Here is a 25,717-nt window from a genome sequence, read left to right as displayed (position 1 = left end):
GGGACCTTTCGTACTCACCGAGAGTACGAAAGGTCCCCGCGTGACTTTCAGCCCAGGGCTTCGAGCAGGTCGGCGACCAGGTCGTCGCCGGACTCGATGCCCACGGAGACGCGGACCAGGTCCGAGGGGACCTCCAGCATCGAACCCGCCGTGGAGGCGTGGGTCATCTTGCCGGGGTGCTCGATCAACGACTCGACGCCGCCCAACGACTCGGCGAGCGTGAACAGCTTGGTGCGCGCGCACACCTCAAGTGCCGCCTCTTCGCCGCCGTCGACGATGAACGACACCATGCCGCCGAACCGGCGCATCTGCTTGGCCGCAACCTCGTGGTTCGGGTGCGACTCCAGGCCGGGGTACAGCACCTTCTTCACCTTGGGGTGCCGCACCAGGGCCTCGGCGACGAGCTCGGCGTTGTCCGAGTGCTTGTCCATCCGCAGCTCAAGGGTCTTGAGGCCGCGCAACGTCAGGTAGGCGTCGAACGGGCCGGGCACCGCGCCCGCGCCGTTCTGCAGAAAGCCGAACGCCGCGTCGATCTCCTCGTCGGAGGTGATCAGGGCGCCGCCGACGACGTCGGAGTGGCCGCCCACGTACTTGGTCGTCGAGTGCAGGACCACGTCGGCGCCGAGCTCCAGCGGCGTCTGCAGGGCCGGCGACGCGAAGGTGTTGTCGACGACGAACTTGGCGCCCGCCGCGTGCACGATCTCGGCGATGGCCGCGATGTCACCGATGTTCAACAGCGGGTTGGTCGGCGTCTCGATCCACACGAGCTTGGTCTCGGGACGCACGGCGGCGCGGATGGCGTCGAGGTCCGTGACCGGCGCCGGCGAGTGGGTGACGCCCCACTGCGAGAAGACCTTGTCGATCAACCGGAACGTGCCGCCGTACGCGTCGTTCGGGATGACGATGTGGTCGCCGGGCTTGAGGAACGTCCGCAGCGCCGCGTCGGTCGCACCCATGCCGGAGGAGAACGCGCGGCCGTAACGGCCCCGTTCCAGCGACGCGAGGGCGGTCTCCAGCGCGCGGCGGGTCGGGTTGCCGGTGCGCGAGTACTCGAAGCCCTCACGCAGACCGCCCACACCGTCCTGGGCGTAGGTCGACGTCGCGTAGATGGGCACGTTCACCGCACCCGTGGTCGGGTCCGGGTCCTGACCGGCGTGGATCGCCCTGGTGGCGAAGCCGTATGGGGTGCTCATGTTCGAAGGGTACTCACCCATCTGGCGGTCGACGGCACGAGTCCAGCCAGTGAACCCGGGAATAGAACAGGCCCCCGGCCACTGAACGTGACCGGGGGCCTGGCTCGCTGGAGGTGCTTACCAGCCCTGCTGCTGTCCGTAACCCTGCTGCGGCGGCTGGCCGTAGCCACCCGGCTGCTGCTGCGGGTAACCACCGGTGCTCGGCTGCTGCGGGTAGCCACCGGTACCGGGCTGCTGCGGGTAACCGCCGCCGCCCATCGGGGAGGCCGTCTCCGGGGCGTTGACCACGATGGTCTTCATGATCTTGTCGGCCCACGTCTGCTTCTTGGGCTCCCACAGCGGGGCGAAGAAGCCCGCGTAGCACGGCAGGGCGTCGACGACGTGGCACAGCTGGCGCACGAAGACCGTGCCGCCACCGATCGGCTGCTGGGTCTCCTCGGAGACCAGCTTGATCTTCGCGATCTTCTTGCCGATCGACTGGCCCGTCTGGCCCTGCTTGATGATCAGGTTCCAGATGATGAAACCGACGTAGCCCAGCCACAGGACGAGGCCCAGCAGGCTGAAGATCACAGCTCCGGCGTCACCGCTGCTCGCACCGATGATGCTGAACACGAAGACCAGCGCGTAGACCACGACGAGCGGCGCGAGAACATCGATCAGGTAACCGACGAAGCGCGAGCCCCACTCCGCGTAACCGGTGGGAGGCGGCGGCGCCATGCCGTAGCCGGGCGCGCCGTAGCCACCGGGCTGGCCGTACCCACCGGGAGCCGGCTGGCCGTAGGGGTTCGACTGCGGGGCACCGTAGGGCTGCTGCGGCTGACCGTAGGCCGGCTGCTGCGGCTGGCCGTACGGGTTCGACTGCGGAGCACCGTAGGGCTGCTGCTGCGGTGCGCCGTAGGCGGGCTGCTGCGGAGCGCCGTACGGGGGCGGCTGCTGGCTGGGGAACCCGCCGGAGCCCGGGCCCTGGGCGGGGAAGCCGCCAGAACCGTGGGCTGCCGGTGGCACCTGCCCCGGGCTGACGACCTGGGTGGCGTCCGCGTTCTGCTGCGGTGCGGCAGGAACCTGACCAGGCGAGACGACCTGCGTCGCGTCCGGGTTGGGGTTCGCCGCGGACGGCTGGCCACCTCCCGGGACGACCTGCGTGGCGTCCGCGTTGGGCTCCTGCGGCTGACCGCCGAACGGATTTCCTGGCGGCTGCGGAGCGTTCATCCGGTTTCCAACCCCCTTGGCTGGGCCGTGTGCGAGTAAGACTGGTTGATCTGGGGCGTCACGCTATCGGACGCACGGGCTTCTACGCTCAGCGACCAGCCAAGAAGCCCAGAATGTCCTGCCGCGTCACGACGCCGGCGGGCTTGCCGTCCTCCAGCACGAGCGCGCCGTCGGCGTTCGAGAGCGCGTTCATCGCGACGCCGACCGGCTCACCCGCGCCGAGCGTGGGCAGCGGCGCGCCCATGTGCTTGTCGAGGCGGTCCGACAGCTGCGCCTTGCCGGTGAACAGCGCGTCGAGCAGGTCGCGCTCGTTGACCGCACCCGCGACCTCGGCGGCCATGACCGGCGGCTCGGCGTTGACGACCGGCATCTGCGAGACGCCGAACTCGCGCAGGATCGCGACGGCGTCACCGACGGTCTCGTTCGGATGCGCGTGCACGAGGTCGGGGAGCTGGCCGCCCTTGCGGCGCAGCACGTCGCCGACGGTCGCACCGGTCGAGTCCGGCGGGAGGAAGCCGTAGGAGGCCATCCACCGGTCGTTGAAGACCTTGGAGAGGTAGCCGCGGCCGCTGTCGGGCAGCAGCACGACCACGACGGCGTCCTCGGGCAGGTCCTTCGCGACGCGCAGCGCGGCCGCCGCGGCCATGCCGCACGAACCGCCGACGAGCAGGCCCTCCTCGCGGGCGAGGCGGCGGGTGACGTCGAACGAGTCCGCGTCGGACACCTCGACGATCTGGTCGCAGATGGTCTTGTCGTAGGTCTCCGGCCAGAAGTCCTCGCCGACGCCCTCGACCAGGTACGGACGACCGGTGCCGCCCGAGTACACCGAGCCCTCCGGGTCCGCGCCGATGATCTGCACGGCGCCGCCGGAGGCCTCCTTGAGGTAGCGGCCGGTGCCGGAGATCGTGCCGCCGGTGCCGACGCCCGCGACGAAGTGCGTGATCCGTCCTTCGGTCTGACGCCAGATCTCGGGGCCGGTCTGGTGGTAGTGGCTCGCCGGGTTCTCCGGGTTCGCGTACTGGTTGGGCTTCCACGCGCCGGGGATCTCGCGGACCAGGCGGTCGGAGACGTTGTAGTAGGAGTCCGGGTGCTCCGGCGCGACGGCGGTCGGGCACACCACGACCTCGGCGCCGTAGGCCTTCAGGACGTTGCGCTTGTCCTCGCTGACCTTGTCCGGGCAGACGAAGACGCACTTGTAGCCCTTGCGCTGGGCGACCAGCGCGAGCCCGACGCCGGTGTTGCCCGAGGTGGGCTCGACGATCGTGCCGCCGGGCCGCAGCTCACCCGAGCGCTCGGCCGCCTCGACCATGCGCAGCGCGATGCGGTCCTTCACGCTCCCGCCGGGGTTCAGGTACTCGACCTTGGCCAGCACCGTGGCCTTGATGCCCGAGGTCAGGGAGTTGAGCTTGACCAGCGGCGTGTTGCCCACCAGGTCGATGACGTGCTCGACGTACTCCACCGGTATCTACTCCCCACTCCCACTCTCCGAGATAGCGAAACGAAGCCTAGCTCTAGTGGCAGCGGAGGTTAATTCGAACAGCGGTACCGACGATTCCACTGGAAAGGGGGTGTTGCGGATGATCGGACTGAGAACGCTGCGAGCGGTGGCGATGACCGCCGCGACGCTCGGCGGGCTCTCCGGCGCGCTGGTGGGGTTGCTGACCGAGCAGGGCAGGCGGGCTCGGGTGGCCATCGGCGTGCTGGAGCACCTCTGGCCCGCACCGGACGGCGTCTACCGCGACGACGGCCGCGATCCGCTGCGGCTGGCCGTGCTCGGCGACTCGATGGCGGTGGGCGTCGGTGTGACGCATCCCTCGCAGATGCCGGGCGCGCTGCTGGCCCAGGCGCTGGCGGAGGAGGCCGAACGGCCGGTGCGCCTGTCCACCTACGCCGTCAGCGGTTCGACGACCCGGGACCTCGTGCCGCAGGTCGACGCGGCCGTGCTCGACGCACCCCAGGTGGCGTTGATCATCATCGGCGCGAACGACGTGACGTCGCGGATGGCCGTCGGCGAGTCCGCCCGGTTGCTCGCCGAGCAGGTCCGCAAGCTGCGCGCCGTCGGGTGCGGTGTCGTCGTGGGCACCTGTCCCGATCTCGGGACCGTGCGGCCGATCCCCCAGCCGCTGCGGTCGGTCGGGCACCACTACAGCCTGCGGCTCGCGGCGGCGCAGACCGAGGCCGTGCGGCGGGCCGGCGGTGTGCCGGTGTCGCTCGCGAACCTGCTGGCGCCGGAGTTCACGGCCCGGCACGTCGACATGTTCAGCTCCGACCGCTTCCACCCCAGCGCCGTCGGCTACGAGGCGGCCACCGGTGTGCTGCTCGCGCCGTTGTGCCAGGTGGCGGGGCTGTGGCCGAGCTGGGTCACACCCGCGGTGCCACTGCGGTCGGCGGCGGCGCTGGCGGTCCGCCCGTCCCGCGTGCCCGGATGGCTGCAAAGGCGGCACGCCTGAGTTTCGAAATTCCCGTCACGTGCGCTGGCCGGGGTGAGCGGGCGTTAACTACGCTCGACGGCAACCTTGACTCTCAACGAGGAGTTTCGTGATGCCTGAGGCCGTGATCGTCTCCGCTGCCCGCTCCCCCATCGGCCGCGCGGGCAAGGGCTCGCTGAAGGACGTGCGGCCGGACGACCTGGCCGCGCAGATGGTGCGAGCAGCGCTCGACAAGGTCCCGCAGCTGGACCCCGCGCAGATCGACGACCTGATGCTCGGCTGCGGCCTGCCCGGCGGTGAGCAGGGCTTCAACATGGCGCGCGTGGTGGCCGTGCTGCTCGGCCAGGACTCGCTGCCCGGTACGACCGTCACGCGGTACTGCGCTTCTTCCCTGCAGACCACGCGCATGGCGCTGCACGCCATCAAGGCGGGGGAGGGCGACGTCTTCATCTCGGCCGGTGTCGAGACCGTGTCGCGGTTCGCCAAGGGCAGCTCCGACTCGTGGCCGGACACCCACAACCCGCTCTTCGCCGACGCCGAGGCGCGCACCGCGTCCGTCGCGCAGACCGGCGCTTCGGAGTGGGTGGACCCGCGCACGCTCGACGTGCTGCCGGACGTCTACGTCCCGATGGGCCAGACGGCCGAGAACCTGGCTCTGCTGAAGGGGATCTCGCGCCAGGAGATGGACGAGTTCGGCGTCCGCTCGCAGAACCTGGCCGAGAAGGCCATCGCGGACGGCTTCTGGGCGCGCGAGATCACCCCGGTGACGCTGCCCGACGGCACGGTCGTCTCGACCGACGACGGCCCGCGCGCCGGCGTCACCTATGAGGCCGTGTCGCAGCTGAAGCCGGTGTTCCGCCCCGACGGCCGGATCAACGCCGGCAACTGCTGCCCGTTGAACGACGGCGCCGCCGCGCTGGTGATCATGTCCGACACGAAGGCGCGCGAGCTCGGCATCACGCCGCTCGCCCGGATCGTCTCCACCGGCGTCTCCGGCCTGTCGCCGGAGATCATGGGCCTCGGCCCGGTCGAGGCCTCGAAGCGCGCGCTGGCGCTGGCCGGCCTTTCCGTGTCGGACATCGACCTCGTGGAGATCAACGAGGCGTTCGCGGCCCAGGTGATCCCGTCCTATCAGGACCTCGGTATCGATTTGGACCGGCTGAACGTGAATGGCGGCGCCATCGCGGTCGGCCACCCGTTCGGCATGACCGGTGCCCGCATCACCACGACGCTGATCAATTCCCTGCAGTTCCACGACAAGCAGTTCGGTCTGGAGACCATGTGCGTCGGCGGCGGTCAGGGCATGGCGATGGTGATCGAGCGGCTCAGCTGACGCTGGCATTCCCCACAAGATCTGCAATTTGACGCTTGCAAGTAGCTCCGCTTCACCCGAACGGAGCTACTTGTCAGCCACCTTTCTGCCGATGACGTAAATCGTCGCGCAACGGCGTCATCAGGCGAGGGTGAGTCCGTCCCTAGCGATGAACGAGGAGGGTCGGACATGCCGTACGTGTGGTGGCAAAGCGAATACGACCTGCAATGCCATGCTTTCTCCCTCGACCAGGCGAATGGTTCGCGGACCTTTTACGAGGCCGTCTGCGAGCACTCGGTCCCCGACGAACGGGTGTCGCGTGCGCAGGCAGGCGCCCTCTGCACGACCTGCCTGATCAAGGTGGGCACCCAGCTTCCCGACGTGCGCTGGCGGGCCTGACCCGGAAACGCCGAAGGGCGCCCCGCCGCGGCGGAACGCCCTCCGAGACTCCCCCGGGACGTCAGTCCGAGTTGAAGTACGACAGCAGGCGCAGGATCTCGGTGTACAGCCACACCAGGGTCACGGTGAGGCCGAACGCGATCTGCCACGCGTACTTGGCCGGCACGCCGGCGCGGATCGCCTGGTCGGCGGCGTCGAAGTCGATCAGGAAGCTGAACGCCGCGAGGCCGATGCAGACGAGGCTGAAGATGATGGCGATCGTGCCGCCGGAGCGGATGCCGATGCCGCCGCCACCGTTGAAGAAGCTCAGGATCAGGTTGAACAGCATCAGCACGCCGACGCCGATGATGGCGCCGGTGATCCACTTGGTGAACTTCGGCGTGACGCGGATCGCGCCGGTCTTGTAGACGACCAGCATGCCGAGGAACACGCCGAGCGTGCCGATCACGGCCTGACCGATCACCGCGATGCCGTTGCCCGGCACGTACTTGTCGAGCGCCTTGCCCACGTAGTAGCTGATGCCCCCGAGGAAGATGCCCTCAGCGGCGGCGTACGCGAGCACCAGCGGCGGGCTCGGCACGCGCTTGAACATGATGATCAGCGCGAGCACGAGGCCGACGATCGCCGCGGGGAACGCGAGACCGGCGAGCCCGGTCACGTAGGTCGTGACGGCACCGACTGCCACGACGCCGAGCGTGATGCCCGTCTTGGTGACGACGTCGTCGATCGTCATCGGCCGCTCGCTGGTCAGCGGCGGCGGGGCCTGCTGGTAGCCAGCCTGTGGCTGGCCGAAGCCTGCGTAGCCTCCGTACCCGCCGCCGGTCGGCAGGTTACGGAAAGCCGGGTTGCTGCTCGAGCGCACCTGGTCCTCCTGGGCGTTGCTTTACGCGCCGTCACGGGTACAACGAGCACGTTCGGTGCTGGGTTCCCCGTCGGTAAAGGCGACTTTACCCCCGACGACGATCACACGTGCGCAAATACTGCGCTAACTCCGGAGCGTGATGAGACTACGGCGTGTCGCGGCGTGTCTTGCACAAAGTGAGTAAGCCGCGTCACATTTCAATCACGTTCACACCCAGAGTGACGACACACTTCCCCCTCGTGGCGGCTTGTCCCCGATGTGGGGTACCGCCAGGCTCGCACGCGGAGTTACCACAGGTCATGAGGGGACCACGATTCGACATGGGCTGGAAACGTCTTGCCACCGTGGCGGTGGTCTCGGGCCTCGCGCTCCTGACCGCGCCCACGACGGCGACAGCGGTCGGCGTCAAGGGCATCGGCTACAACGCGTCAGGGCTCCAGCCCCACGCCACGCAGGGCAGTGAGTGGCACGGGTCATACATCTGGCAGAACAAACAGGTGTGGTGCGTGCAATACGCGCTGCCGGCGCCGGACAGCAAGGTGGACTACAAGGACGGCGACGAGCTGCTCACGAAGGCGGGCAAGAAGCTCGACCCCGCCATCGCGGCGAACATCTCCTACCTCCTGCTGCGCTACTCCACGACCCAGTCGGCGGAGGAGGCCGCGGCTCTCGCGCACCTGCTGCACACCTGGACCTCCCCGGTCGACGGCGCGGTGAACCTCGACGCCACCGAGGCGAGGTACCTCGCCTACGACTCGGCCTTCTACGCGGCCCGGCTGCCGCAGCCCGTCATGGACGCCGTCGCGCGCCTGAAGGCCGACGCCGAGGCCAACCGCGGCCCGTGGACCCTCAGCGCGGCCGCACCGGCGGACCCGTTGATCATCGGTACCGAGTCCGCCTGGACGGTGTCGCTGGTCAAGAGCAACGGCAAGGGTGTGCCGAACGCGCCCATCGAGTTCACGCTGAACGACGCCACGCTCGCCGACGGCAGCGTCGGCGGCAAGGCCACCACGGGCGCGGACGGCAGCCCGGCCACCATCAAGATCGTCCCCACCGGCCCGAAGCCCTCGATCGCGGCCGTCGCGGACTCCCCCGCCGACAAGCCGGTCGTGCACCAGCCGATCTCGACGGACAACATGCAGCGCATCGTCACGACGGGCGGCGAGAAGAAGCTGACCGCTGCCGCCAACGGGCAGGCCAAGACCGCGCCCGGCGCCGTGAAGATCACGAAGATCGACTCGGAGACCAAGAAGCCCATCGCCGGTGTCGCCCTGCGCGTCACGGCCAAGGACCAGACGAGCGCCGCGAAGAAGCAGGACGACACCGACCTGGTCGGCACCGACGGCAAGCCGCTGGTGCTGCAGACCGGCGCCGACGGCACGGTCGAGGTGCCGGACCTGCGCACCCCGCAGGAGATCTGCCTCGTCGAGGTCGCCGCGCCCAAGGGTTACGAGGAGTTCTTCGACCCGAAGTCGCCGCCCGCGTCGTGCGGAACGGTCGCGGCAGGACAGACGCTCGCGCTCGAACTGGTGAACAAGCCGAACAAGCCGGTCGTGCCGAGCACGATCCCGGCCGGTCAGGAGGGCAGCACGCCCGTCGCGACCGCGTCGTTCGACACGCAGCTGCGTCCCGGTCTGATGCTCGGCGTGGGTGGCCTGGTGCTGCTGGGTGCGGCGCTGGCAGGCTTCCTGGTGTGGCGCAGGCAGTGAGTCCCAAGGCGTTTCTGACCGGCGTGCTGGTGGCGGGTGTCGCCGCCACCAGCGTGCTGGTCACCAACACCGAGACCGAGGTCGTCACCGGGCTGGCGGTCGCGGACGAGATCCCCGTGGTCGGTCCCGGACCGGTCGCGGACAGCCTGAGCACCGGTCGCGGTGCCGACCTCACCGGACTGGTCGGCGGGGCGAACACGGCCAACGCCAAACCCGTCGAGCCGACCCAGCAGCAACCCGCGCCGCCCAAGGCCGGTCCCGGTTCGGTCCGGCTGCCCGCGGGCGGCACGGCCACGCTGGTCCGCCGTGAGGTGAAGGACGGCGTGCTGCCGGTTCCGGAGGGCATCGGCGAGGCCACCTGGTGGGGCACCGAGCTCACGGGTTCGGAGGGCGCGACGGTGCTGGCCGGGCACGTCGACTGGAAGGGCGCCAAGGGTCCCTTCGCCGAGCTGTGGCAGGCGCAGAACGGCCGCGAGGTCGTGATCGCCGACAGCGCGGGCACCGAGTTCAGGTTCCGCATCACGCAGATCGAGACCGTCCGCAAGGACGAGCTCCCGGCCAGGGCGGTGGAGTTCTTCGGCCCGCGCGGCCCGCACCGGCTGGTGCTGGTCACCTGCGGCGGCACGTGGATCGGTGGCCGGCAGGGTTACGAAGCTAACCGAGTGGTCATAGCCGAACCCGTTCCGTAATCAGTTAATTTCTGAGGGCAACCCGTTTGAGCGACCATCCGTCTCCTTAAGTGTGAAACGGTGGGGATGGTTGACCACGGGTGTGGCGCTCGCGCTGGCTCTCGTGCTGGTGATGACTCTCGGTCCGAACAAGGACGAGCAGAACCAGGCGGAGTCCGGTCCGTTGCCGATGGCGCCGCGACTGCCCGCCCCCAAGGATGCGGGGCCGACGCCCACCGTGCCCGTCCCCACCCCCGAGCAGCTGCAGAAGCAGCCGTGGATGCACAAGCTCGCTCCCGGTGAGAAGCCACCGCAGTTCGTGCTGTTCTCCTTCGACGGCGCCGTGTCCAAGCAGCACTGGGACAAGGTCCTGCCGATCGCGCGGCAGAAGGGCGCGCACGTCACCGGTCTGCTGTCCGGTGTGTACATGCTGTCCGACCAGGACAAGATGCAGTACCAGCCACCGGCCGGCCTCCAGCGCGGCACGTCCGACATCTCGTTCGGCGGCACCAGGCAGGACATCAGTGCGCGGATCCAGTACCTCAACCAGGTGCTCGACGAGGGCCACGAGATCGGCACGCACTACAACGGCCACTTCTGCTCCGGCGGCACCCAGCCGTCGGTCGACAAGTGGAACAACAAGGCGTGGAACGACGAGCTCGACCAGTTCAAGCAGATCGTGGACAAGGCTCGGGCCGCCGGGTTCAAGCTGCCCGACGGCGCCGTCCGCGGTGGTCGGACGCCCTGCCTGGAAGGCATCTGGGACCAGGCCTTCCCGGCGATGGCCGCGCACGGGATGGTTTACGACACCAGCAAGGTCGCGCTGGGCGTGCAGTGGCCGTCCGTCCAGAACGGACTGTACGAGTTCCCGATGCCCGAGGTGAAGGTTCCCGCGCTCGGCAAGCAGGTCGTCATGATGGACTTCAACCTCTGGTACTCGCTGAACGGCGCTCAGGAGCAGCCGGAGCGCGCGCCCGAGTTCGCCCAGATCGTCTTCGACACCTACAAGTCGGTGCACCAGGCCGCGTTGAACGGCAACCGCGCGCCCATCGTGGTCGGCAACCACTTCAACGAGTGGAACGGGTCGGCGTTCTCCAACGCGATGGAGCAGTTCCTCGCCTACGTGTGCGACAAGCCGGAAACGGTGTGCGCCACCTACACCGAGGTGATCCAGTGGATGCAGCTGCAGGATCCGGCGGTGCTGGACCAGCTCCGCCGCATGCCCGCAGCGCGCAACTAACCCCTCACCCGTCCGTGTTCGCAGGCCGCACGCGGGGCCCTTTCGTACTCTCGTGCAGTACGAAAGGGCCCCGCGTGCCTGTGCGGCAGCACTCGAACGGGTGGTGGGTCAGCCGTTGGTGGGTCAGCCGTCGGTGGAGAGGATGCGGTCGTCGGACGCGCCGGGCGAGCCGTTGTCGTCCTGGTTGGACGTGCCCAGCCACAACGTGCCGTCCGGTGCCGCGGCCACCGAACGCACGCGGCCGTAGCCGGTGAACACCGACTCCGGGGTGCCGAGCGAGGTGCCGTTCACCGGTACCTTCCACACGCGCTTGCCCGTGACGGCGCCGATGTAGAGGGCGTTTTTGTAGAAGTCGATGCCGGACGGCCCGGCGTCCTTGTTGCGCCAGGTCTTGACCGGGTTGGTCATGCCGGCGGTGTTGCAGTTGCCTTCGCAGGTCGGCCAGCCGTAGTTCCTGCCGGCCTCGATCCGGTTGAGCTCGTCGGTGGTGGCGTCGCCGAACTCCGTGGCGTACGCGGTGTTGCCGACGAAGGTGATGCCCTGGACGTTGCGGTGGCCGATCGAGTACACGACGCTGCCCGAGCGCGGGTTGCCGGGCGCGGGCCTCCCGCTCGTGTCGAACCGGAGAACCTTGCCGCCCAACGAGTTCCAGTTCTGGGCGTTGGGCTTGTTCTGGGCGTCGCCGGTGGTGGCCCACAGGTAGCCGTCCGGGCCGAACTCCAGTCCGCCGCCGTTGTGGTACCTGTTCTTGGGGATTCCGGTGACCAGCGGCTCCGGCGTCCCGCCCAGCTTCAGCCGGCCGACGCGGTTGTCGGTCGCCGTCGAGTAGTAGATGTAGACCGTGTTGTCGGTCGCGAAGCTCTTCGACAGGGCGAGGCCGAGCAGGCCTCCTTCACCGCCGGTCGTCTGCGCCTGCTCCACGGTGTCCAGCTCGGTGACGGTGGTGCCCTTGAGCTGCTTGATCTTGTGGGTGTCCCGTTCGGTGAAGATGCCGCTGCCGTCCGGCGCGAACTCGATGTCCCACGGGATGTCGAGCTTCGTGGCGAGTGTCCGCACGGCCTGTGCGGCCGGACCTTCCTGTGCCGAGGCCGGGATCACGCAGAGGGATGCGGCCACGGCAGTGCAGGCTGCCGCCGCCGCGATACGACGAGCACGCATGTGTGCTCTCCTTTTGGGTCCGCTCGTGACTTGGTCTGCGGCGGCGGCGGTGTTGCAGCGCGTGGTTACCCAATCACAGCTCGGAGTAACCCACAACGGTGACCCGATGTTTGCATGGGCTCTTGACTCCAGAGGGTCACCAAAGCGGTCACCCATCCGATGACTTTAGGTAACTTCGTGTACGGTCTAGACCTTGGCGGCCCCGACGACATAACGTGTGGTTCGCCGCCGCGCCCCACGGAAGAGCGCCGCGCGTGCCCGCTTCGGGCTCGCCCGGCCGAGGACCCGAGGAGTTGCGCCATGAACGTTGTCGTCACCGCCCCCGAGCAGAGGCTTCCCGAGGTCAAGCGCGAGTGGGTCAAGCCCGACTTCCGCGACTTCGAGACGCCGATGGAGGTCACCGCCTACGCAGCGCGCAGCTGACGTACGGCTTTCACCGGGGTTCCCGGCCACACCGGGAACCCCGGCCCGCGCGTCCCTGAGGTCCGAGGAGTTCCGCCCATGACTGCCGTTGCACCGCAGGAGTTCGTCGCCGAGCTCCGCGCATTAGCCCCCCGGTACTGGGACAGCCACCCGTTCCACCTGCGCATGCACGCGGGTCAGCTGAGCAAGCACGAGCTGCAGGCGTGGGCCGCGAACCGCTGGTACTACCAGCGTTGCATCGCGCAGAAGGACGCCGCGATCCTCTCCAACTGCCCCTTGCCGGAGATCCGCCGGCAGTGGCGGGAACGGATCATCTGGCACGACGGCACGCGGCCCGGCGAGGGCGGCGCGGAGAACTGGATCCGCCTTGCGGAAGCCGTTGGGCTGACAAGAGAAGAGGTGCTCGACGAACGCCACGTGCTGCCCGGCACGCGGTTCGCGGTCGACGCCTACGTGAACTTCGCGCGCACCAAGCCGTGGGTAGAGGCCATCGCCTCCGGACTGACCGAGATGTTCTCGGGTGCGTTGATGCGCAAGCGTTTGGCGGCGTTGCGGGAGCAGTACCCGTGGATCGCCGAGGAAGGGTTCGCCTACTTCACCAACCGCATCCAGGCGGTCGCCGGTGAGGGACGGGCCACTTTGGACATCGTCGTCGAGCACTCGCGCACCCGTGAGCAGCAGCTCGCGGCCGTTGCCGCGCTGTCGTTCAAGTGCGACGTGCTGCGAGCCGTGCTGGACGCGGTCGACTACTACTCGGGCAAGGGCAAGCCGTGACGCCGGTCATCGCGCTGGAGGCCGTGCCGCACATCCGGCGCGGTGTGAAGTGCACCTACGACCAGATCCGCGAGGCGCACGTCGTCCTGTTCCCCGAAGGCGTTCTCGTGCTCAACGAGACCGCCGCCTCGGTGGTGGGGCTGTGCGACGGGGCTCGGTCGGTCGGCGACATCGCGCTGACGTTGAGCGACGTCTACGCGGGTGTGCGACCGGAGGACGTCGCCGAGCTGGTGGCGCGCCTGGTGGAGCGGAGGGTGGTGGACGTCGATGGCTGAGGCGCCCTTCGGCCTGCTGGCCGAGCTGACGCACCGGTGCCCGTTGCAGTGCGGCTACTGCTCGAACCCCGTGGAGCTGGTGCGCCGGGACGCCGAGCTGCCGACCGAGGACTGGCTGAGCGTCTTCGACCAGGCCCGTTCACTGGGCTGTCTGCAGATCCACCTGTCGGGCGGCGAACCGTTGCTGCGAACGGATCTGCCGGAGCTGGTCGCCCACGCGAACAGCCTGGGCTGCTACGTCAACCTGGTCACGTCGGGGGTGGGCCTGTCCCGGGACCGGTTGCGGGACCTGGCTTCTCGCGGTGTCGACCACGTGCAGCTCTCGCTGCAGGACGCGACTCGTGCCGGCAACGACCAGATCGCGGGCATCAAGGCGTTCGACCGCAAGGTGGAGGCCGCGGCCTTCGTTCGCGAGGAAGGCCTGCCGCTCACCGTCAACACCGTGCTGCACCGGCAGAACCTCGACAACATCGCGGGGATCATCGCGATGGCCGAGCAGATGGGCGCCGAACGGCTGGAGCTCGCCAACACCCAGTACTACGGCTGGGCGCTGCGCAACCGGGCGGTGCTGCTGCCCACTCGCGAGCAGCTCGCTCACGCCGGCCCGATCGTCGCCGCCGCGCAGGAACGGCTGCGCGGGCGGATGGAGATCGTCTACGTGATCGCCGACTACCACGAGGCGCATCCGAAGCCGTGCATGTACGGGTGGGGTGCACGGCAGCTGACCGTGGCACCGAACGGCGACGTGCTCCCCTGCCCCGCCGCCACGGTGATCACATCGCTGCGGATCGAGAACGTGCGGGACTCGTCGTTGTCCGAGATCTGGCACGACTCACCGTCGTTCAACGCGTTCCGCAGCTTCGAGTGGATGCGCGACCCGTGCCGCTCGTGCCCGCGCAAGGAGATCGACTTCGGTGGGTGCCGGTGCCAGGCGTTCCAGCTGACCGGCGACGCCGCCGCCACCGACCCCGTGTGCTCGCTGTCGCCTGATCGGTCCACAGTGGACCTGATTCTGGCGGCGGAGATGACGCCCGCCGAGGTGCCCGCCATGGCCATGAGGAAGATGTCTTGAAGGCCGTTCTGCTCGGCACGACGGCCGGTGGCGGTTTCCCGCAGTGGAACTGCGCGTGCGCTCTCTGCGTGCGCGCGCGTTCCGGCGCGTTGCCGTCGCGGTCGCAGGACTGCCTGGCGATCAGCGGTGACGGCACCGGCTGGTGGCTGGTCAACGCCTCGCCGGACATCCGCACGCAGATCACGTCCTGCGCGCTGCTCGACCCCGGTCCCGGGCCGCGGGACACCCCGTTGCGCGGCGCGCTGTTCACCGACGCCGAGCTGGACCACACGCTGGGGCTGCTGACGTTGCGCGGCGGTGCGGGGCTGACGGTGTGGGCGCCCGAGACCGTGCTGCACGCGTTGAAGGACCAGTTCGACCTCCGCACGGTGATCGACGGCTACGCGCCCGTGGCGTGGCGTTCGGTGGACGCGGACCCGTTCGAACTCGGCGGGTTGCGCGTCTCGGCGATTGCGATCAGCGACAAACGCCCGAAATACGCGCGTTCGTCCACTGTGGACGGGCGCTGGGTCGTGGCTTACCGTTTCGAGGACCTGATGACGGGTGGCGTGCTGGTCTACGCGCCGTGCCTCGCGTCGTGGCCCACCGGGTTCGACGAGGTGGTGGCCGGCGCCGACTGCCTGGTGCTGGACGGCACCTTCTACGCGGAGTCCGAGATGGGGTCGGCGACCGGCAGCTCGTCCGGGCAGGCCGCGATGGGCCACCTGCCGATCACGCAAAGCCTTGCCGAGCTGCGGCGATTCCCTCACGTGCGGCGGATCTACACGCATCTGAACAACACCAACCCGGTGCTCGACCCGGCGTCACCCGAGGCGGCGGAGGTGCGCGCCGCGGGTGTCGAGGTGCCGCTCGACGGCACGGTCATCGAACTCTAATTCGTCACCCTTTCCGGTTATATTCGACCACTTTCGTGTATCTATCTCGCCGCCGTTTTCGGCGTTGAGTGATCACATATCCCTCCAATGGGTAGCGCCATTGCGGCTTCGTATTCTTCGAGCCGTTGACGAGGGAGGTTCTCCGTGTCCGGATATCCCGAGCTCGCGATCTCCACCACGCTCTACGGCCTGGGCATCGTCGCCCAGACCGTCGCCGCGCAGCGGGCGGACAAGAAGCCGGGAACCGGATTGGGACTGCTGGCCCGGCTGGCCAAGGACCGCCTCTACCTGCTCGGGTTCGCCGGTCAGGTGGGTGGTTTCGGGTTCGCTTTTCTCGCACGCGCGTCGCTGCCGCTCTACCTGGTGCAGGCGGGGTCGTCGTGTGCGGTCGGTCTGGCCACCGCGTTCGGCCTGCTGGTGCTGAAGTGGCGCGTGCGGCCGCTGGAGGTGGCCGTGCTCGCCGTGATGGCGACCGGGCTCGTGCTGCTCGCCGCCGCATCGGAACCGTCGGTGGCGCAGAACATCCCGGTGACGCCGGGGCTGGTCCTGCTCGGGCTTCCGCTGCTCGTCGTGGTCGTGGCGACGCGGGCGGTGCAGGGGTCGAACGCCGTGGCCGTCTCGGTGCTCGCCGGCATCGCCTTCGCCGTGGTCGCGATCATCAGCCGGTCGGTGGCCGACGAGCCGGTGCTCGACCTGCTGAGCAACCCGTTGACGTGGCTGATGATCGTGGCGGCGCTGGTCGGCCAGTCGTGCCTCGCCACGGCGTTGCAACGCGGCACCGCCACGTCGTCCGTGGCGTCGATGGACGCGACCACCGTGGTGCTCACGTCGATCATCGGACTCTCGTTGCTGGGCGACCGGATCACGCCGGGATGGGAGTGGGCCGTCGGGCTCGGCATCACCCTGGTCGTGTTCGGCGTGCTGGCGCTGGGCGTCCCGGTCCGAAGCGCCGCACCCGTGCCGGAGGCGGCCGGGTGAGAACCGCGAGCGTCTCGCTGGACCTGGACAACCTGTGGGCGTACCTCAAGACCCACGGCGACCCGGAGTGGGAACGCAGGCCCAGTTTTCTCGCCACGGCGGTGCCGCGGCTGCTGGACGTCTTCGGCGAACACCGGCTCACCACCACGGTCTTCGTGGTCGGGGCCGACGCCGAACGCGATGACGGCGCGCAGGCGGTCGCGGACTTCGCGGCGGCGGGGCACGAGGTGGCGAACCACTCGTGGGGGCACGAGCCGTGGCTGCACCGCTACTCGCCGGCCGAGCTGGAGGCCGAGATCGTCCGCGCGGAGAACGCGATCGTGGCCGCCGGCGCTCCCCGCCCGCGCGGGTTCCGCGGCCCCGGCTACAGCGTCACGCCCGAGCTGCTGAAGATCCTGGCGGCACGGGGTTATCGCTACGACGCGAGCACGTTGCCGACGTGGATCGGTCCGCTCGCCCGCGCCTATCACAACCGCACCACGCGCCATCGTGCCGCGGGCCAGGACGACCTGTTCGGCGGCTTCGGCAAGGTGATGTCGCCGAACACGCCGTACCGCTGGCGCGACACCGGACTGGTCGAGCTGCCGGTGACGACGATGCCGCTGCTGCGCGTCCCGATCCACGGCGCGTACCTGCTGCAGCTGCACCAGGTCTCGCCCCGGCTGGCCCGCGGCTATTTCCGCGCGGCGTTGCGGTTGTGCCTGCTCACCGGCACCTCGCCGTCGTTGCTGCTGCACCCGACCGACGTGCTGAGCGGTGCGGAGGCCCCGGGAATGGAGTTCTTCCCCGGCATGGCCGTGCCGGGCGCGGAGAAGGCGGCCCTGCTCGGCTGGGTGCTCTCCGCGCTGCGACGGCACTTCGAGGTCGTCGGCACCGGCGAGCACGTCGACCGGCTCGCCGGACTGCTCCGGGAACGCCGGGTGGAGCTGTGCGGATGACGTTGCTGCTGCGGGTGCTCACGTGCGCGACGGTGGCACTGGCCCCGCTGGAGGGTTATCTGCAGGAGGTGCACCCGCACCTCGCGAAGGTGGCTCCGGGGCTGCTGGTGCTGACGTGGGCCGCCCAACGCGTGCGGGAACGCCGGCTTCCGGCCGCGCATCCGCTGCACGCGTTGCTGGCCGTGTTCGCCGCGGTGCTGCTGGTGTCGTCGGCCGTGCACGCGGGTGGGGTGTTCACGCTCGACTACACGCAGAGGTTCCTGCCGTTCCTCGTGATCACCGCGGTGCTGGTGGACGTCGTCGCGCGGGAGGTGCCGGTCCGGGCGGTGCTCGGGGCGGCCGTCGGCGGCGCGGTGATCGCGGCGGTCGGTGCGTTGTTCAGCCTGGTCGTGGGCGGTGACACGCGGGCGACCGGCCCGTTGGAGGACCCCAACGACCTCGCCTACTTCCTGGTCGTGGCCATGCCGCTGCTGATCGCCCTGCCGGCCAGGAAGCTGCTGATGCCGGTCGGCGCGCTGCTGGCGGCGGGAGCGGCGGCGACGTTCTCCCGCGGCGGCGGCATCGCACTCGCCTGCGCCGCGACGTGGCTCGTGGTGCGGCGCGGTGTGTCGGTGCGCGCGGTGGCGGTGACGGTGGCCGGGCTCGCGGTGATCGGCCTCGGTGCCGTCGTGTTCGCGGGCCCGGTGCTGGACAAGGCGCTCGCGGAGAAGACCTACATCGCGGGGACCAATGTGGACACTCGCGAGCTGCGCTGGCAGGCCGCCGCGCGCATGCTGGCGGACCACCCGGTGCTCGGCGTGGGGCTGGGCGGGTTCCGCAGCTCCTACGCGGCGGCCTCGCGCAACGCCGAGATCGACGAGCAGACACCGGTGGCGCACAACATCTACCTGGAGATCGGCGCGGAGCTCGGCCTGCCCGGCCTCGCGTGCTTCCTCGGTGCCGTCGCGATGGCGTTCGTGGCGTCGGAACGGGTCCTGCGCACGCGCAGGGACCTCAGGCCGATGCCAGTGCCGCGACCGGCAACCTCCACCGCGTCTTCCGGCGTCCAGCAGGGCGCCTCGCGGCACCCGTCTGACCGTCGAAATACGGGGCAAACGCTGCCGGTCGCGGCACTAGCGGTTCAGGCCTCGCTGCTCGCCGCACTGGTCGCGTCGACCTTCCTGTCCGAGCAGTACTACCTGCCGATCTGGTCGCTGGTCGCCGTGGCGGCCGCTGCTGACCTGCGCCGTGAGGAGAGTGAGCGCGATGCGTGTGCTGCACGTCATCAGTGAGATGGGCGCCGGAGGAGCCGAGGCCGTCGTGGCGGGCATGGTGCGGTCCGGCGGTGACTTCGGCTGGGAGTCCGGCGTCGCGAGCGGCGGCGGCCACCGTGCCGAAGCGTTGCGGGCGTTGGGCTTCCGCACCTTCGACGTGCCGGTGGCGCGCCGCAGGGCGACCGGTGTGCTGCGCGCCGCGTCCGCGACCCGTGCGGCGGTCCGCGCGTTCCGGCCGGACGTGGTGCTGGCGCACAACGTGTCCGCGAGCCTCGTGTCCCGGCTTGCGACGAGGACACCGATCGCGACCGTGTTCCACGGGGTCGCCGAGGCGGACCTCGGTGGTGCGGCACGGATTCTGCGGCGCACCTCGCGCGCCGTGGTGGCGGTCGCCGAGGCGAGCGCGGACCGGTTGCGGGCGGCTGGACTCACCGCGGAGGTCATCCCGAACGCGGTCTTCCCCGAGCCGCCGCGGGTCGACCGGGCCGCCGTCAGGGGGTTGCTCGGCATCGGTCCCGACGTGCCCGTCGCGCTCTGCCCGGCCCGGCTCGAACCGCAGAAGCGGCACGACGTGCTGCTGGAGGCGTGGACGATGGTGTCCGGCGCGGTGCTGCTGCTGGCAGGCGACGGCAGCCTGCGCGCTCAGCTCGAACAGCAGGCGGCCGAGCTCGGCCTGACCGAGCGCGTGCGCTTCCTCGGCACCCGTTGCGACGTGCGAGACCTGTTGGAGGCAGCGGACGTCACGGTGCTCACCAGCGACTGGGAGGGCATGCCGATCGCGCTGCTGGAGTCGCTGGCCGCGGGCCGCCCGGTCGTCGCGTCCGATGTGGACGGTGTGCGCGAGCTGCTCGCCGGCGGCGGCGGCGTGCTGGTGCCGCGCCGCTCCCCCGCCGCGACCGCGACGGCGGTGGCGGGATTCCTGTTCGACAGCGCGACCCGCACCGCCGCCGGTGCCGCCGGTCTGGCCGCCGTCGAGCGCGACCACGACCCGCACACCTTCATGAAGTCCTACGACGAGCTGCTCAGGACCATCGCGGGAGGCCGAGGATGAGCAAGCGCACGGTGTTGGAAGCCGCCGCGGTGGCACTGGTCGTCGCGGTGCTCGTGCTGGCCGTGACGTCCCTGCGCGGCGAGCGGTACGAGAGCAGGGTCGCCGTGCTGGCCGTCCCCGCCACCCAGACCGACTCGGCCGCCCAGTACGGCGAGGTCGCCTCACTGGCCATGCCCGCGATCGTCCAGCTGGTGCACACGACGTCCGTGCTGGAAGCGGCCGCGAAAGCCGCCTCCAGCACGCCCCGCGAGATCGACGCGGGCGTGAACGTCGAACTGGTGCCCGCGTCCGGCCTCGCGCGCCTGTCCGTGCGGGCGGACTCCGCCGCCCAGGCGAGCGCCGCCGTGGCCGCCGTGGCGAAGGCCGTGGCGGACGCGAACCTCCTCGCCCCCGCGGGCCGGCTGCGGGTCCTCGACGACCGCCCGGATACCATCCGGGTCGTCCCGGACTGGAAGCTGGCCGCGGGACTGGCCCTGGCCGCGGCACTCGCGGCGGCGATCGCGGTGTTCGCCCTCCGCGCACTGCGCCGCCCGCGCACCGGAGAGGCCGCCGTGCGCGCCGCGATCGAGGCCGCCGGGGTGCGCCGGGCCGTTGCTCTGGTGCGCGAGGACGACCCCGGCATGATCGACCGGCTCACCGCGCTGTGCCTGGCGGCGGCGCGCCCGGTGCGCGTGATCGCGGCGGATCCGGGGCTCGCGGTGCAGGCGGAGTACCTGGCGGGGGCCTTGCCGGACAAGGCGGGCGAGCCCGGCGAGGGTTCGGCGGTGATCGCGGTGGCCGACGGCGAGAACGGGCCGGGTGACCTGACGGCGGCGCTGTCGGTGTTGCCGGGCAGTGCGGTGCTGGTGGCGGTGGTGCTGACATGACCACCTCGACGAACGACATCTCGGATGAGCCCGCCGCCCGCGGAGAGGCCGGTGCGGGAGGCGGTCGCGGTGACGGTGCCAGCGCCGGTTCCGGTGCCAGTGGCGGTGCCAGTGCCAGTGGCGGTGGCGGTGCCAGCGGCGGTGGCGGTGGCGGTGGCGAAGCCAGCGCCGGTGCCAGCGCCGGTGCCAGCGCCGGTGCCAGTGCCGGTGGCGGTGGCGGCGCTGCCAGCGACGGTGGCGAGGCAGTGCCGGCCAAGGCGAAACCGCGCACCCGCACGCTGATCACCGTCCTGGTGGCCGCCGCAGGCGCCTTCAGCGCGGCCCGCGCACTCCTCCCGTCCTGGCAAGTCCCCACACCGACCGCCGCCAACCTCCCGGAAGAACGACTGCAGGACTTCCGCGACGCCACCTACTTCCCGATCCGCGAGTTCCTGGCCGGCGGCAACCCGTACGACCCGGCGGCGATGTTCGCGCACTGGCCGGTGCGGCAGAACTTCAACCTCTACCAGCCGTACCACCTCGTGCTGCACCTGCCGTTCGCGCTGCCCGGCTACCGGGTCGGCGCGGTCGCGTTCACGCTGGCCTCCTTGCTGCTGCTGGGAGTTCTGGCGCTGCTGGCGGCACGGCGCGCGCATCTGCCGCTCGTGCTCGGCACGGTGGTGATCGGGACGTTGCTGGTGACGAGTCAGGTCGGCAAGGCGCAGCTGTACGTGGGGCAGGTGAACCCGTTGATCGCGGTCGGGGTCGCGGGGGCGTTGCTGGCGCGGTCGAGTCATCCGCGGGTGGCCGCGCTCGGGCTCGCGGTGGCGTGGCTGAAGCCGCAGTTCGGGTTGCCACTGGCGGTTCTGCTGTTCGCCCGCGGGTCCAGGCGGGTGGCGCTCGGCGGCACGGCCATCGCGGCGATCGCGAGTCTGCCGGTGGTGGCGTTGCTGGTGTACCGGGGTGGCGGCGTGGGGCCGTTCCTGGACGTGATCGGGGCGAACCTCCAGTACGCGAGCGGTACGAGCTACGGCGCGGTTGATTCCATGACGGCGCAACGGGTCGATCTTTCCGCCGTGTTCTTCCGCGTCACGGACTGGTTGCCGCCGGCCGCCGAACTGGTGGCGCTGGCCGGGGTGCTCGCGGTGACGGCGGTGCTCGCGAGGAGGCTCGACCGCGGCGACCACGACAACCGGGCGATCGCGGACCTCCTCACGTGTGTCGGCGTGGTGGTGGCGATGGTGCACCAGCCGGGTGACGTGCTGATCGCCGTGCCCGCCATGGCCGCGCTGGGCGTCATCTGCTGGCGCCGCAGGGAGGAACGGGACTGGCGGCTCGCGGGGCTCGCCACCGCCGCGCTCGTCGTTCCCTTTGCGCACCTGTACTTCCTGAACGTCGCCGGGGCGTTCGGCCAACGCGTGGACGTGACGGTGGACGGGGTCGCGGTCGTGGTGGCGTGGGTGTTGTTGGTCGTCGCGGCCAGGAAACGCGCGTGACGAACCGGGTCGGCGAACGGGCCGTGCGTGGTTCGTTGTGGTTGTTCGCGGTCAACGTGGTCAGCAAGGGCTGTCAGGTCGCGGTCACGCTGGTGCTCGCGGCCCTGCTCACCGAGGACGGCCTGGGCACGGTGTCGCTCGTCGTGTCACTGGTCAACATCGGTCAGGTCGTGCAGTCCGCGGGAGTCTACGACGTGATCAGCCGCACCGGCCGCGATCCGCGCGTGCTCGCGGGCACCGTGCTGACGTTGAGCGCGGGCGGTGGGCTGGCGCTCACGGCGGTGCTGCTGCTGGCCGCGGAACCGCTCGGTGCCGCGTTGGGCGCGCCGGCCGGGTTGCTGCGCATCGCCGCGCTCAGCCTGCCGTTCAGCGCGATCGGTGGCGTGCAGATGGCGCTGATGCACCGCGATCTCGACTTCCGCCGCCGGATGTTGCCCGACGCGGGCGGCATGGTGCTGGGCGCACTGGTCACGATCACCTTGGCGGCACTGGGGTTCGGGCCGCTCTCGATGGCGGTCGGCCTGCTGTGCACCGCCGTCGCCCAGCCGGTGCTCGCGGTGGTGGCCGGGGTGCGGCTGCGACCGGGCTGGGACCGCGGTGCCGCAACGGAGGCGCTGCGCTGGACCGCCGTCGTCGGGCCGGGAGCCGTGGTCGCGACCCTGCTGATCAACGTCGACTACCTGGCGATCGGGCGCGTGCTCGGGCCGTCCGCCGTGGGCGTGTACTCGCTCGCGTTCCGGATCGCCTGGATGCCGTACATCCTCGTGGCGGTCGTGCTGGGCGGCGTGCTGTTCCCGGTGTGCGCCGAACTGGTCCGAAGTGGACAGAACGTGTCGGGCGCGGTGCTGCGGTTCACCAAGGCGACGCTGCTCGTCACCGGTTGCCTCTACACGGTCACCGCGCTGCTCGCGGACCGCGTGGTGCTGTTCGGACAGAGGTGGGCGCCCGCGGCGGTGGTGCTGGTCGCGTTGTGCGCCTACGGGTTCGGGCTCGGGCTGCTGCACACGTGGTACCAGGTCGTGCGGGCGGGTGGGCATGCGCGCTGGTACCTCGCTCTCGAAGTCACCCATCTGGTCGCCCTGTTCACCGCATTGGTGCTGACCACCCGGCACGGTGTGCTCGCCGTCGCGGTCGCGCAGGCGGTGATCGTGTGGCTGCTCGTTCCGGTCACGTGGTGGGTGCTGGCACGGCACGGGCTCGCGTTCCGGCTGCGGGAGCTGGGACGCGCGGCGGCCGGGGTGATCGGCGCCGGTGCGTGCTGCTGGCTCGCGGCCCGGCTGCTGCCCTCGGGCGGCGGGGTGGCCGGGGCCGTGTTGGCCGGTCTGGTGCTGCTGGGGGTGTACGCGGCGGTCGCGGTGCCGTTCAACCGCGAAGCCGTGCGGGAACTGCGCGGGAGTCTGTCGTGAAGGTCGTGCACGTGACGCAGCCGGTGGAGGCGGGCGTCGCCAGGGTGGTGCTGGATCTCGCCGTGGCACAACGGGACCACGGCTGGACGGTCGCCGTCGTGTGCCCTCCGCGAGGCTGGCTGCCCGATCGGCTCCGCGCGGAGGGCATCGACGTGCGCGCGTGGCGGGCGACCCGTTCTCCCGGTCCGCGGTCGCTGCTCGAAACGGTCCGGCTGCGCGCGTTGGTGCGGGAGCTGCGGCCGGACGTGCTGCACCTGCACAGCTCGAAGGCCGGGCTGACGGGCAGGCTGGCGGTGCGCGGCCGGATCCCGACGATCTTCCAGCCGCACCTGTGGTCGTTCCGGCTGACTTCTGGGCTGCTGCAACGGGTGTGCGCGGCCTGGGAGTCCTTCGCGTCGCGGTGGACGCACCAGCTGGTGTGCGTGAGCGACGACGAGCTCGCTTCCGGCCGGGCTGCGGGCGTCGACGCACCGGCAGAGGTCGTGTGCAACGGCGTCGACACCGCGCGACTGCGGCCGGTGGACCGCCTGGAGGCCCGCGCCCGGCTCGGGCTCACCGACCGGCCGACCGCGGTGTGCGTGGGCAGGTTGGCCCCGCAGAAGGGCCAGGACCTGCTGCTCGCCGGCTGGCCGGCCGTACGCGCCGCCGTGCCGGACGCACAACTCGTACTGGTCGGCGACGGTCCGATGAGGACGGTCTGGTCGTGCGACGACACGTCGGTCGTCTGGTGGGGTCACAGCGACGACGTCGCGGACTTCTACGCGGCGGCGGACGTCGTCGTGCTGCCGTCACGCGCCGAGGGCATGGCGTTGGTGCCGCTGGAGGCCATGTCCTGCGGACGTTCCGTCGTCGCGTTCGACGTGGACGGCGTGCGCCAGAGCGTCGGCACCGCCGGAGCGGTCGTGGCACGAGGTGACGTCACCGAGTTGGCCCACGCGGTGGCGGCACGCCTCGCGGATCCCGGGCTGGCTCAGGCCGAGGGACGCACCGGACGCGACCGGGCCGAGACGTTGTTCGACCGCGGCCGGGTGACCGATCAGATCACCACGCTCGTGGAGAAGCTCGTGGGAGAGGCAGGATGAGGATCGCTTTTCTGCTGACGCAGGACCGGGGTGGCCCGGTCGACGTCACCGTCCGGCTCGCCGTCGCGTTGCGGACGGCCGGGACGGCGGTGCGGGTGTTCGGCCCGAAGCCCGCCAGGGACGCGCATCTGCTCGACGGCCTGCACGAAGAGATCTCCGTACCGCGCAAGGGAGACCTCCGCGCCGGCCGCCAGGCCCGTGCGGCGTTGCGCGCGTGGCGCCCGGACGTCGTGCACGCGCAGGACCGCCGCAGCGGCCTGGTGTGCGTGGGACTCGGCGGCGACATCCGGGTCGTGCACACCTACCACGGCGTGCCCGACGACGTGACCGAACCGTGGTTCCGCGGCGCGCCGAGGGCACCGCGGCCGTCCAGGTACACGATGACCGTCCTGGCCGCCGACGCCCTGGTCGCCCGGCGCGTCGACCGCACGGTGGTCCCCGCGCCCGCGATGGGCCGGTTCCTCCGCGACCGGCTGCGCGTGCCGGCCCAGCGGGTGACGCACATCGACAACTGCGTCCCGATCGGTGACGCCGAACCGCCCACCACGCCGGTACGACGGCTGCTGTTCGCCGGGCTTCTGGTGGAGCGCAAGGGTTTGCCGACGCTGCTGGAGGCACTGTCCGGCGTCCTGCCCGCGGACGCGACCCTCACCGTGGCGGGCGACGGCCCGTTGCGCGCGGAGTGCGAACGGCTCGCCACCGGGCTTCCGGTGGAGTTCCTCGGATTCCGCTCGGACGTGCCCGAACTGCTGCGCAAGCACGACGCACTGGTGCTGCCGTCCACAATGGAGCAGCAGCCGCTCGTGGTCGCCGAGGCCATGGCGGCCGGGAAACCGGTGGTGGCGACGGACACCGGCGGGGTCGCGGACATGCTCGACGTGCCGGGGGCCGCACTGCGCCTCGCCTCCCCCGGCGACGTGGGGTCGCTGGCCGCGCAGTTGCTGGCCCTGCTCGCGGATCCGGATCCCGCGCACACCGGCCGGTTGCTGGCGGCACGGGCGCGCGAGCGGTTCAGCCCCGAGGTGTGCGCGCAGCGGCACGTGGAGCTGTACCGCAGCCTGCTCTGACCG

General features: G+C 70.6%; 25 protein-coding genes. 20 read left to right on the top strand and 5 right to left on the bottom strand.

Features of this window, described 5'->3' with window-relative positions; translation table 11 throughout:
- Positions 1–47: 47 nt before the first annotated feature.
- From ACWEIJ_RS27540 to ACWEIJ_RS27530, 3 genes are all read right to left on the bottom strand, one after another.
- On the bottom strand, positions 48–1,193 hold the full coding sequence (locus ACWEIJ_RS27540; protein WP_449840130.1) for a cystathionine gamma-synthase: 1,146 nt from the start codon (positions 1,191–1,193) through the stop codon (positions 48–50).
- 117 nt (positions 1,194–1,310) lie between these two features.
- Positions 1,311–2,402 carry an RDD family protein gene (locus ACWEIJ_RS27535; protein ID WP_449840129.1) on the bottom strand — a complete coding sequence of 364 codons (1,092 nt, stop codon included), beginning with the start codon at positions 2,400–2,402 and terminating at the stop codon, positions 1,311–1,313.
- An 88-nt stretch (positions 2,403–2,490) separates the two neighbouring features.
- Complete coding sequence (locus ACWEIJ_RS27530) at positions 2,491–3,861, bottom strand: cystathionine beta-synthase (RefSeq protein ID WP_449840128.1); 1,371 nt, start codon at positions 3,859–3,861, stop codon at positions 2,491–2,493.
- A 118-nt stretch (positions 3,862–3,979) separates the two neighbouring features.
- Here ACWEIJ_RS27530 and ACWEIJ_RS27525 point away from each other — a divergent pair, with 118 nt between their 5' ends.
- The 3 genes from ACWEIJ_RS27525 (at position 3,980) to ACWEIJ_RS27515 (ending at position 6,542) form a co-directional block, all read left to right on the top strand.
- Positions 3,980–4,852: an SGNH/GDSL hydrolase family protein gene (locus ACWEIJ_RS27525; protein ID WP_449840127.1), complete on the top strand. Its 873-nt coding sequence runs from the start codon at positions 3,980–3,982 to the stop codon at positions 4,850–4,852.
- Between the two features lie 91 nt (positions 4,853–4,943).
- Positions 4,944–6,164, top strand: a complete 1,221-nt coding sequence (locus ACWEIJ_RS27520) for an acetyl-CoA C-acetyltransferase (RefSeq protein ID WP_449840126.1) — start codon at positions 4,944–4,946, stop codon at positions 6,162–6,164.
- Positions 6,165–6,332: 168 nt separating this feature from the next.
- Positions 6,333–6,542, top strand: a complete 210-nt coding sequence (locus ACWEIJ_RS27515) for a hypothetical protein (protein ID WP_449840125.1) — start codon at positions 6,333–6,335, stop codon at positions 6,540–6,542.
- Positions 6,543–6,603: 61 nt separating this feature from the next.
- On the opposite strand, the gene ACWEIJ_RS27510 is transcribed toward ACWEIJ_RS27515, so the two are convergent.
- Entirely contained in the window at positions 6,604–7,404 is an 801-nt protein-coding gene (locus tag ACWEIJ_RS27510) for a Bax inhibitor-1/YccA family protein (protein ID WP_449840124.1), read from the bottom strand.
- 299 nt (positions 7,405–7,703) lie between these two features.
- On the opposite strand from ACWEIJ_RS27510, the gene ACWEIJ_RS27505 reads away from it, so the two are divergent.
- The 3 genes from ACWEIJ_RS27505 (at position 7,704) to ACWEIJ_RS27495 (ending at position 11,021) form a co-directional block, all read left to right on the top strand.
- Entirely contained in the window at positions 7,704–9,113 is a 1,410-nt protein-coding gene (locus ACWEIJ_RS27505) for an MSCRAMM family protein (protein ID WP_449840123.1), read from the top strand.
- On the top strand, positions 9,098–9,802 hold the full coding sequence (locus tag ACWEIJ_RS27500) for a class F sortase (protein ID WP_449840122.1): 705 nt from the start codon (positions 9,098–9,100) through the stop codon (positions 9,800–9,802). The genes ACWEIJ_RS27505 and ACWEIJ_RS27500 overlap by 16 nt, the downstream gene beginning before the upstream one ends.
- A 70-nt stretch (positions 9,803–9,872) precedes the next feature.
- Positions 9,873–11,021, top strand: a complete 1,149-nt coding sequence (locus ACWEIJ_RS27495) for a polysaccharide deacetylase (RefSeq protein WP_449840121.1) — start codon at positions 9,873–9,875, stop codon at positions 11,019–11,021.
- A gap of 123 nt (positions 11,022–11,144) precedes the next feature.
- On the opposite strand, the gene ACWEIJ_RS27490 is transcribed toward ACWEIJ_RS27495, so the two are convergent.
- The gene (locus tag ACWEIJ_RS27490) at positions 11,145–12,179 is read right to left on the bottom strand and encodes a PQQ-dependent sugar dehydrogenase (RefSeq protein ID WP_449840120.1); all 1,035 of its coding nucleotides are present in this window, start codon (positions 12,177–12,179) and stop codon (positions 11,145–11,147) included.
- A 300-nt stretch (positions 12,180–12,479) separates the two neighbouring features.
- On the opposite strand from ACWEIJ_RS27490, the gene pqqA reads away from it, so the two are divergent.
- From pqqA to ACWEIJ_RS27420, 14 genes are all read left to right on the top strand, one after another.
- Positions 12,480–12,602: a pyrroloquinoline quinone precursor peptide PqqA gene (gene pqqA / locus ACWEIJ_RS27485; RefSeq protein ID WP_449840119.1), complete on the top strand. Its 123-nt coding sequence runs from the start codon at positions 12,480–12,482 to the stop codon at positions 12,600–12,602.
- A gap of 78 nt (positions 12,603–12,680) precedes the next feature.
- Positions 12,681–13,376 carry a pyrroloquinoline-quinone synthase PqqC gene (gene pqqC, locus ACWEIJ_RS27480; protein ID WP_449840118.1) on the top strand — a complete coding sequence of 232 codons (696 nt, stop codon included), beginning with the start codon at positions 12,681–12,683 and terminating at the stop codon, positions 13,374–13,376.
- Positions 13,373–13,651, top strand: coding sequence for a pyrroloquinoline quinone biosynthesis peptide chaperone PqqD (gene pqqD / locus ACWEIJ_RS27475; protein ID WP_449840117.1), 279 nt, complete (start codon positions 13,373–13,375; stop codon positions 13,649–13,651). Before pqqC ends, pqqD begins: the two co-directional genes overlap by 4 nt.
- On the top strand, positions 13,644–14,723 hold the full coding sequence (gene pqqE, locus ACWEIJ_RS27470; RefSeq protein ID WP_449840116.1) for a pyrroloquinoline quinone biosynthesis protein PqqE: 1,080 nt from the start codon (positions 13,644–13,646) through the stop codon (positions 14,721–14,723). Before pqqD ends, pqqE begins: the two co-directional genes overlap by 8 nt.
- Positions 14,720–15,598, top strand: a complete 879-nt coding sequence (gene pqqB, locus ACWEIJ_RS27465) for a pyrroloquinoline quinone biosynthesis protein PqqB (protein WP_449840115.1) — start codon at positions 14,720–14,722, stop codon at positions 15,596–15,598. Before pqqE ends, pqqB begins: the two co-directional genes overlap by 4 nt.
- A 144-nt stretch (positions 15,599–15,742) precedes the next feature.
- A complete protein-coding gene (locus ACWEIJ_RS27460; protein WP_449840114.1) occupies positions 15,743–16,576 on the top strand; it encodes a hypothetical protein in 834 nt (277 codons plus the stop codon).
- A complete protein-coding gene (locus ACWEIJ_RS27455) occupies positions 16,573–17,514 on the top strand; it encodes a polysaccharide deacetylase family protein (RefSeq protein ID WP_449840113.1) in 942 nt (313 codons plus the stop codon). The genes ACWEIJ_RS27460 and ACWEIJ_RS27455 overlap by 4 nt, the downstream gene beginning before the upstream one ends.
- On the top strand, positions 17,511–18,785 hold the full coding sequence (locus tag ACWEIJ_RS27450) for an O-antigen ligase family protein (protein ID WP_449840112.1): 1,275 nt from the start codon (positions 17,511–17,513) through the stop codon (positions 18,783–18,785). The genes ACWEIJ_RS27455 and ACWEIJ_RS27450 overlap by 4 nt, the downstream gene beginning before the upstream one ends.
- Entirely contained in the window at positions 18,760–19,818 is a 1,059-nt protein-coding gene (locus ACWEIJ_RS27445) for a glycosyltransferase (protein ID WP_449840111.1), read from the top strand. The genes ACWEIJ_RS27450 and ACWEIJ_RS27445 overlap by 26 nt, the downstream gene beginning before the upstream one ends.
- The gene (locus ACWEIJ_RS27440) at positions 19,815–20,684 is read left to right on the top strand and encodes a hypothetical protein (RefSeq protein ID WP_449840110.1); all 870 of its coding nucleotides are present in this window, start codon (positions 19,815–19,817) and stop codon (positions 20,682–20,684) included. The genes ACWEIJ_RS27445 and ACWEIJ_RS27440 overlap by 4 nt, the downstream gene beginning before the upstream one ends.
- Positions 20,681–22,159 (top strand): glycosyltransferase family 87 protein, encoded by a 1,479-nt coding sequence (locus ACWEIJ_RS27435; RefSeq protein WP_449840109.1) that lies wholly within the window; start codon positions 20,681–20,683, stop codon positions 22,157–22,159. Before ACWEIJ_RS27440 ends, ACWEIJ_RS27435 begins: the two co-directional genes overlap by 4 nt.
- On the top strand, positions 22,156–23,565 hold the full coding sequence (locus ACWEIJ_RS27430; RefSeq protein WP_449840108.1) for an oligosaccharide flippase family protein: 1,410 nt from the start codon (positions 22,156–22,158) through the stop codon (positions 23,563–23,565). The genes ACWEIJ_RS27435 and ACWEIJ_RS27430 overlap by 4 nt, the downstream gene beginning before the upstream one ends.
- The gene (locus ACWEIJ_RS27425; protein ID WP_449840107.1) at positions 23,562–24,647 is read left to right on the top strand and encodes a glycosyltransferase; all 1,086 of its coding nucleotides are present in this window, start codon (positions 23,562–23,564) and stop codon (positions 24,645–24,647) included. Before ACWEIJ_RS27430 ends, ACWEIJ_RS27425 begins: the two co-directional genes overlap by 4 nt.
- Positions 24,644–25,714, top strand: coding sequence for a glycosyltransferase family 4 protein (locus ACWEIJ_RS27420; protein ID WP_449840106.1), 1,071 nt, complete (start codon positions 24,644–24,646; stop codon positions 25,712–25,714). The genes ACWEIJ_RS27425 and ACWEIJ_RS27420 overlap by 4 nt, the downstream gene beginning before the upstream one ends.
- The last annotated feature ends 3 nt before the right edge of the window (positions 25,715–25,717 follow it).

The sequence above is a fragment of the Lentzea sp. NPDC004789 genome, assembly GCF_053601075.1.
Note: the sequence above shows the minus strand (reverse complement) of the source record. Positions and strands in the feature narration are given on the sequence as shown.

What these genes read in the sequence shown, in the direction of transcription:
- ACWEIJ_RS27540 (WP_449840130.1), bottom strand. Translation starts at nt 1,193, where the DNA reads ATGAGCACCCCATACGGCTTCGCCACCAGGGCGATCCACGCCGGTCAG.
- ACWEIJ_RS27535 (WP_449840129.1), bottom strand. Translation starts at nt 2,402, where the DNA reads ATGAACGCTCCGCAGCCGCCAGGAAATCCGTTCGGCGGTCAGCCGCAG.
- ACWEIJ_RS27525 (WP_449840127.1), top strand. Translation starts at nt 3,980, where the DNA reads ATGATCGGACTGAGAACGCTGCGAGCGGTGGCGATGACCGCCGCGACG.
- ACWEIJ_RS27520 (WP_449840126.1), top strand. Translation starts at nt 4,944, where the DNA reads ATGCCTGAGGCCGTGATCGTCTCCGCTGCCCGCTCCCCCATCGGCCGC.
- ACWEIJ_RS27515 (WP_449840125.1), top strand. Translation starts at nt 6,333, where the DNA reads ATGCCGTACGTGTGGTGGCAAAGCGAATACGACCTGCAATGCCATGCT.
- ACWEIJ_RS27505 (WP_449840123.1), top strand. Translation starts at nt 7,704, where the DNA reads ATGAGGGGACCACGATTCGACATGGGCTGGAAACGTCTTGCCACCGTG.
- ACWEIJ_RS27490 (WP_449840120.1), bottom strand. Translation starts at nt 12,179, where the DNA reads ATGCGTGCTCGTCGTATCGCGGCGGCGGCAGCCTGCACTGCCGTGGCC.
- pqqA (WP_449840119.1), top strand. Translation starts at nt 12,480, where the DNA reads ATGAACGTTGTCGTCACCGCCCCCGAGCAGAGGCTTCCCGAGGTCAAG.
- pqqC (WP_449840118.1), top strand. Translation starts at nt 12,681, where the DNA reads ATGACTGCCGTTGCACCGCAGGAGTTCGTCGCCGAGCTCCGCGCATTA.
- pqqE (WP_449840116.1), top strand. Translation starts at nt 13,644, where the DNA reads ATGGCTGAGGCGCCCTTCGGCCTGCTGGCCGAGCTGACGCACCGGTGC.
- ACWEIJ_RS27450 (WP_449840112.1), top strand. Translation starts at nt 17,511, where the DNA reads ATGACGTTGCTGCTGCGGGTGCTCACGTGCGCGACGGTGGCACTGGCC.
- ACWEIJ_RS27445 (WP_449840111.1), top strand. Translation starts at nt 18,760, where the DNA reads ATGCGTGTGCTGCACGTCATCAGTGAGATGGGCGCCGGAGGAGCCGAG.
- ACWEIJ_RS27440 (WP_449840110.1), top strand. Translation starts at nt 19,815, where the DNA reads ATGAGCAAGCGCACGGTGTTGGAAGCCGCCGCGGTGGCACTGGTCGTC.
- ACWEIJ_RS27435 (WP_449840109.1), top strand. Translation starts at nt 20,681, where the DNA reads ATGACCACCTCGACGAACGACATCTCGGATGAGCCCGCCGCCCGCGGA.
- ACWEIJ_RS27420 (WP_449840106.1), top strand. Translation starts at nt 24,644, where the DNA reads ATGAGGATCGCTTTTCTGCTGACGCAGGACCGGGGTGGCCCGGTCGAC.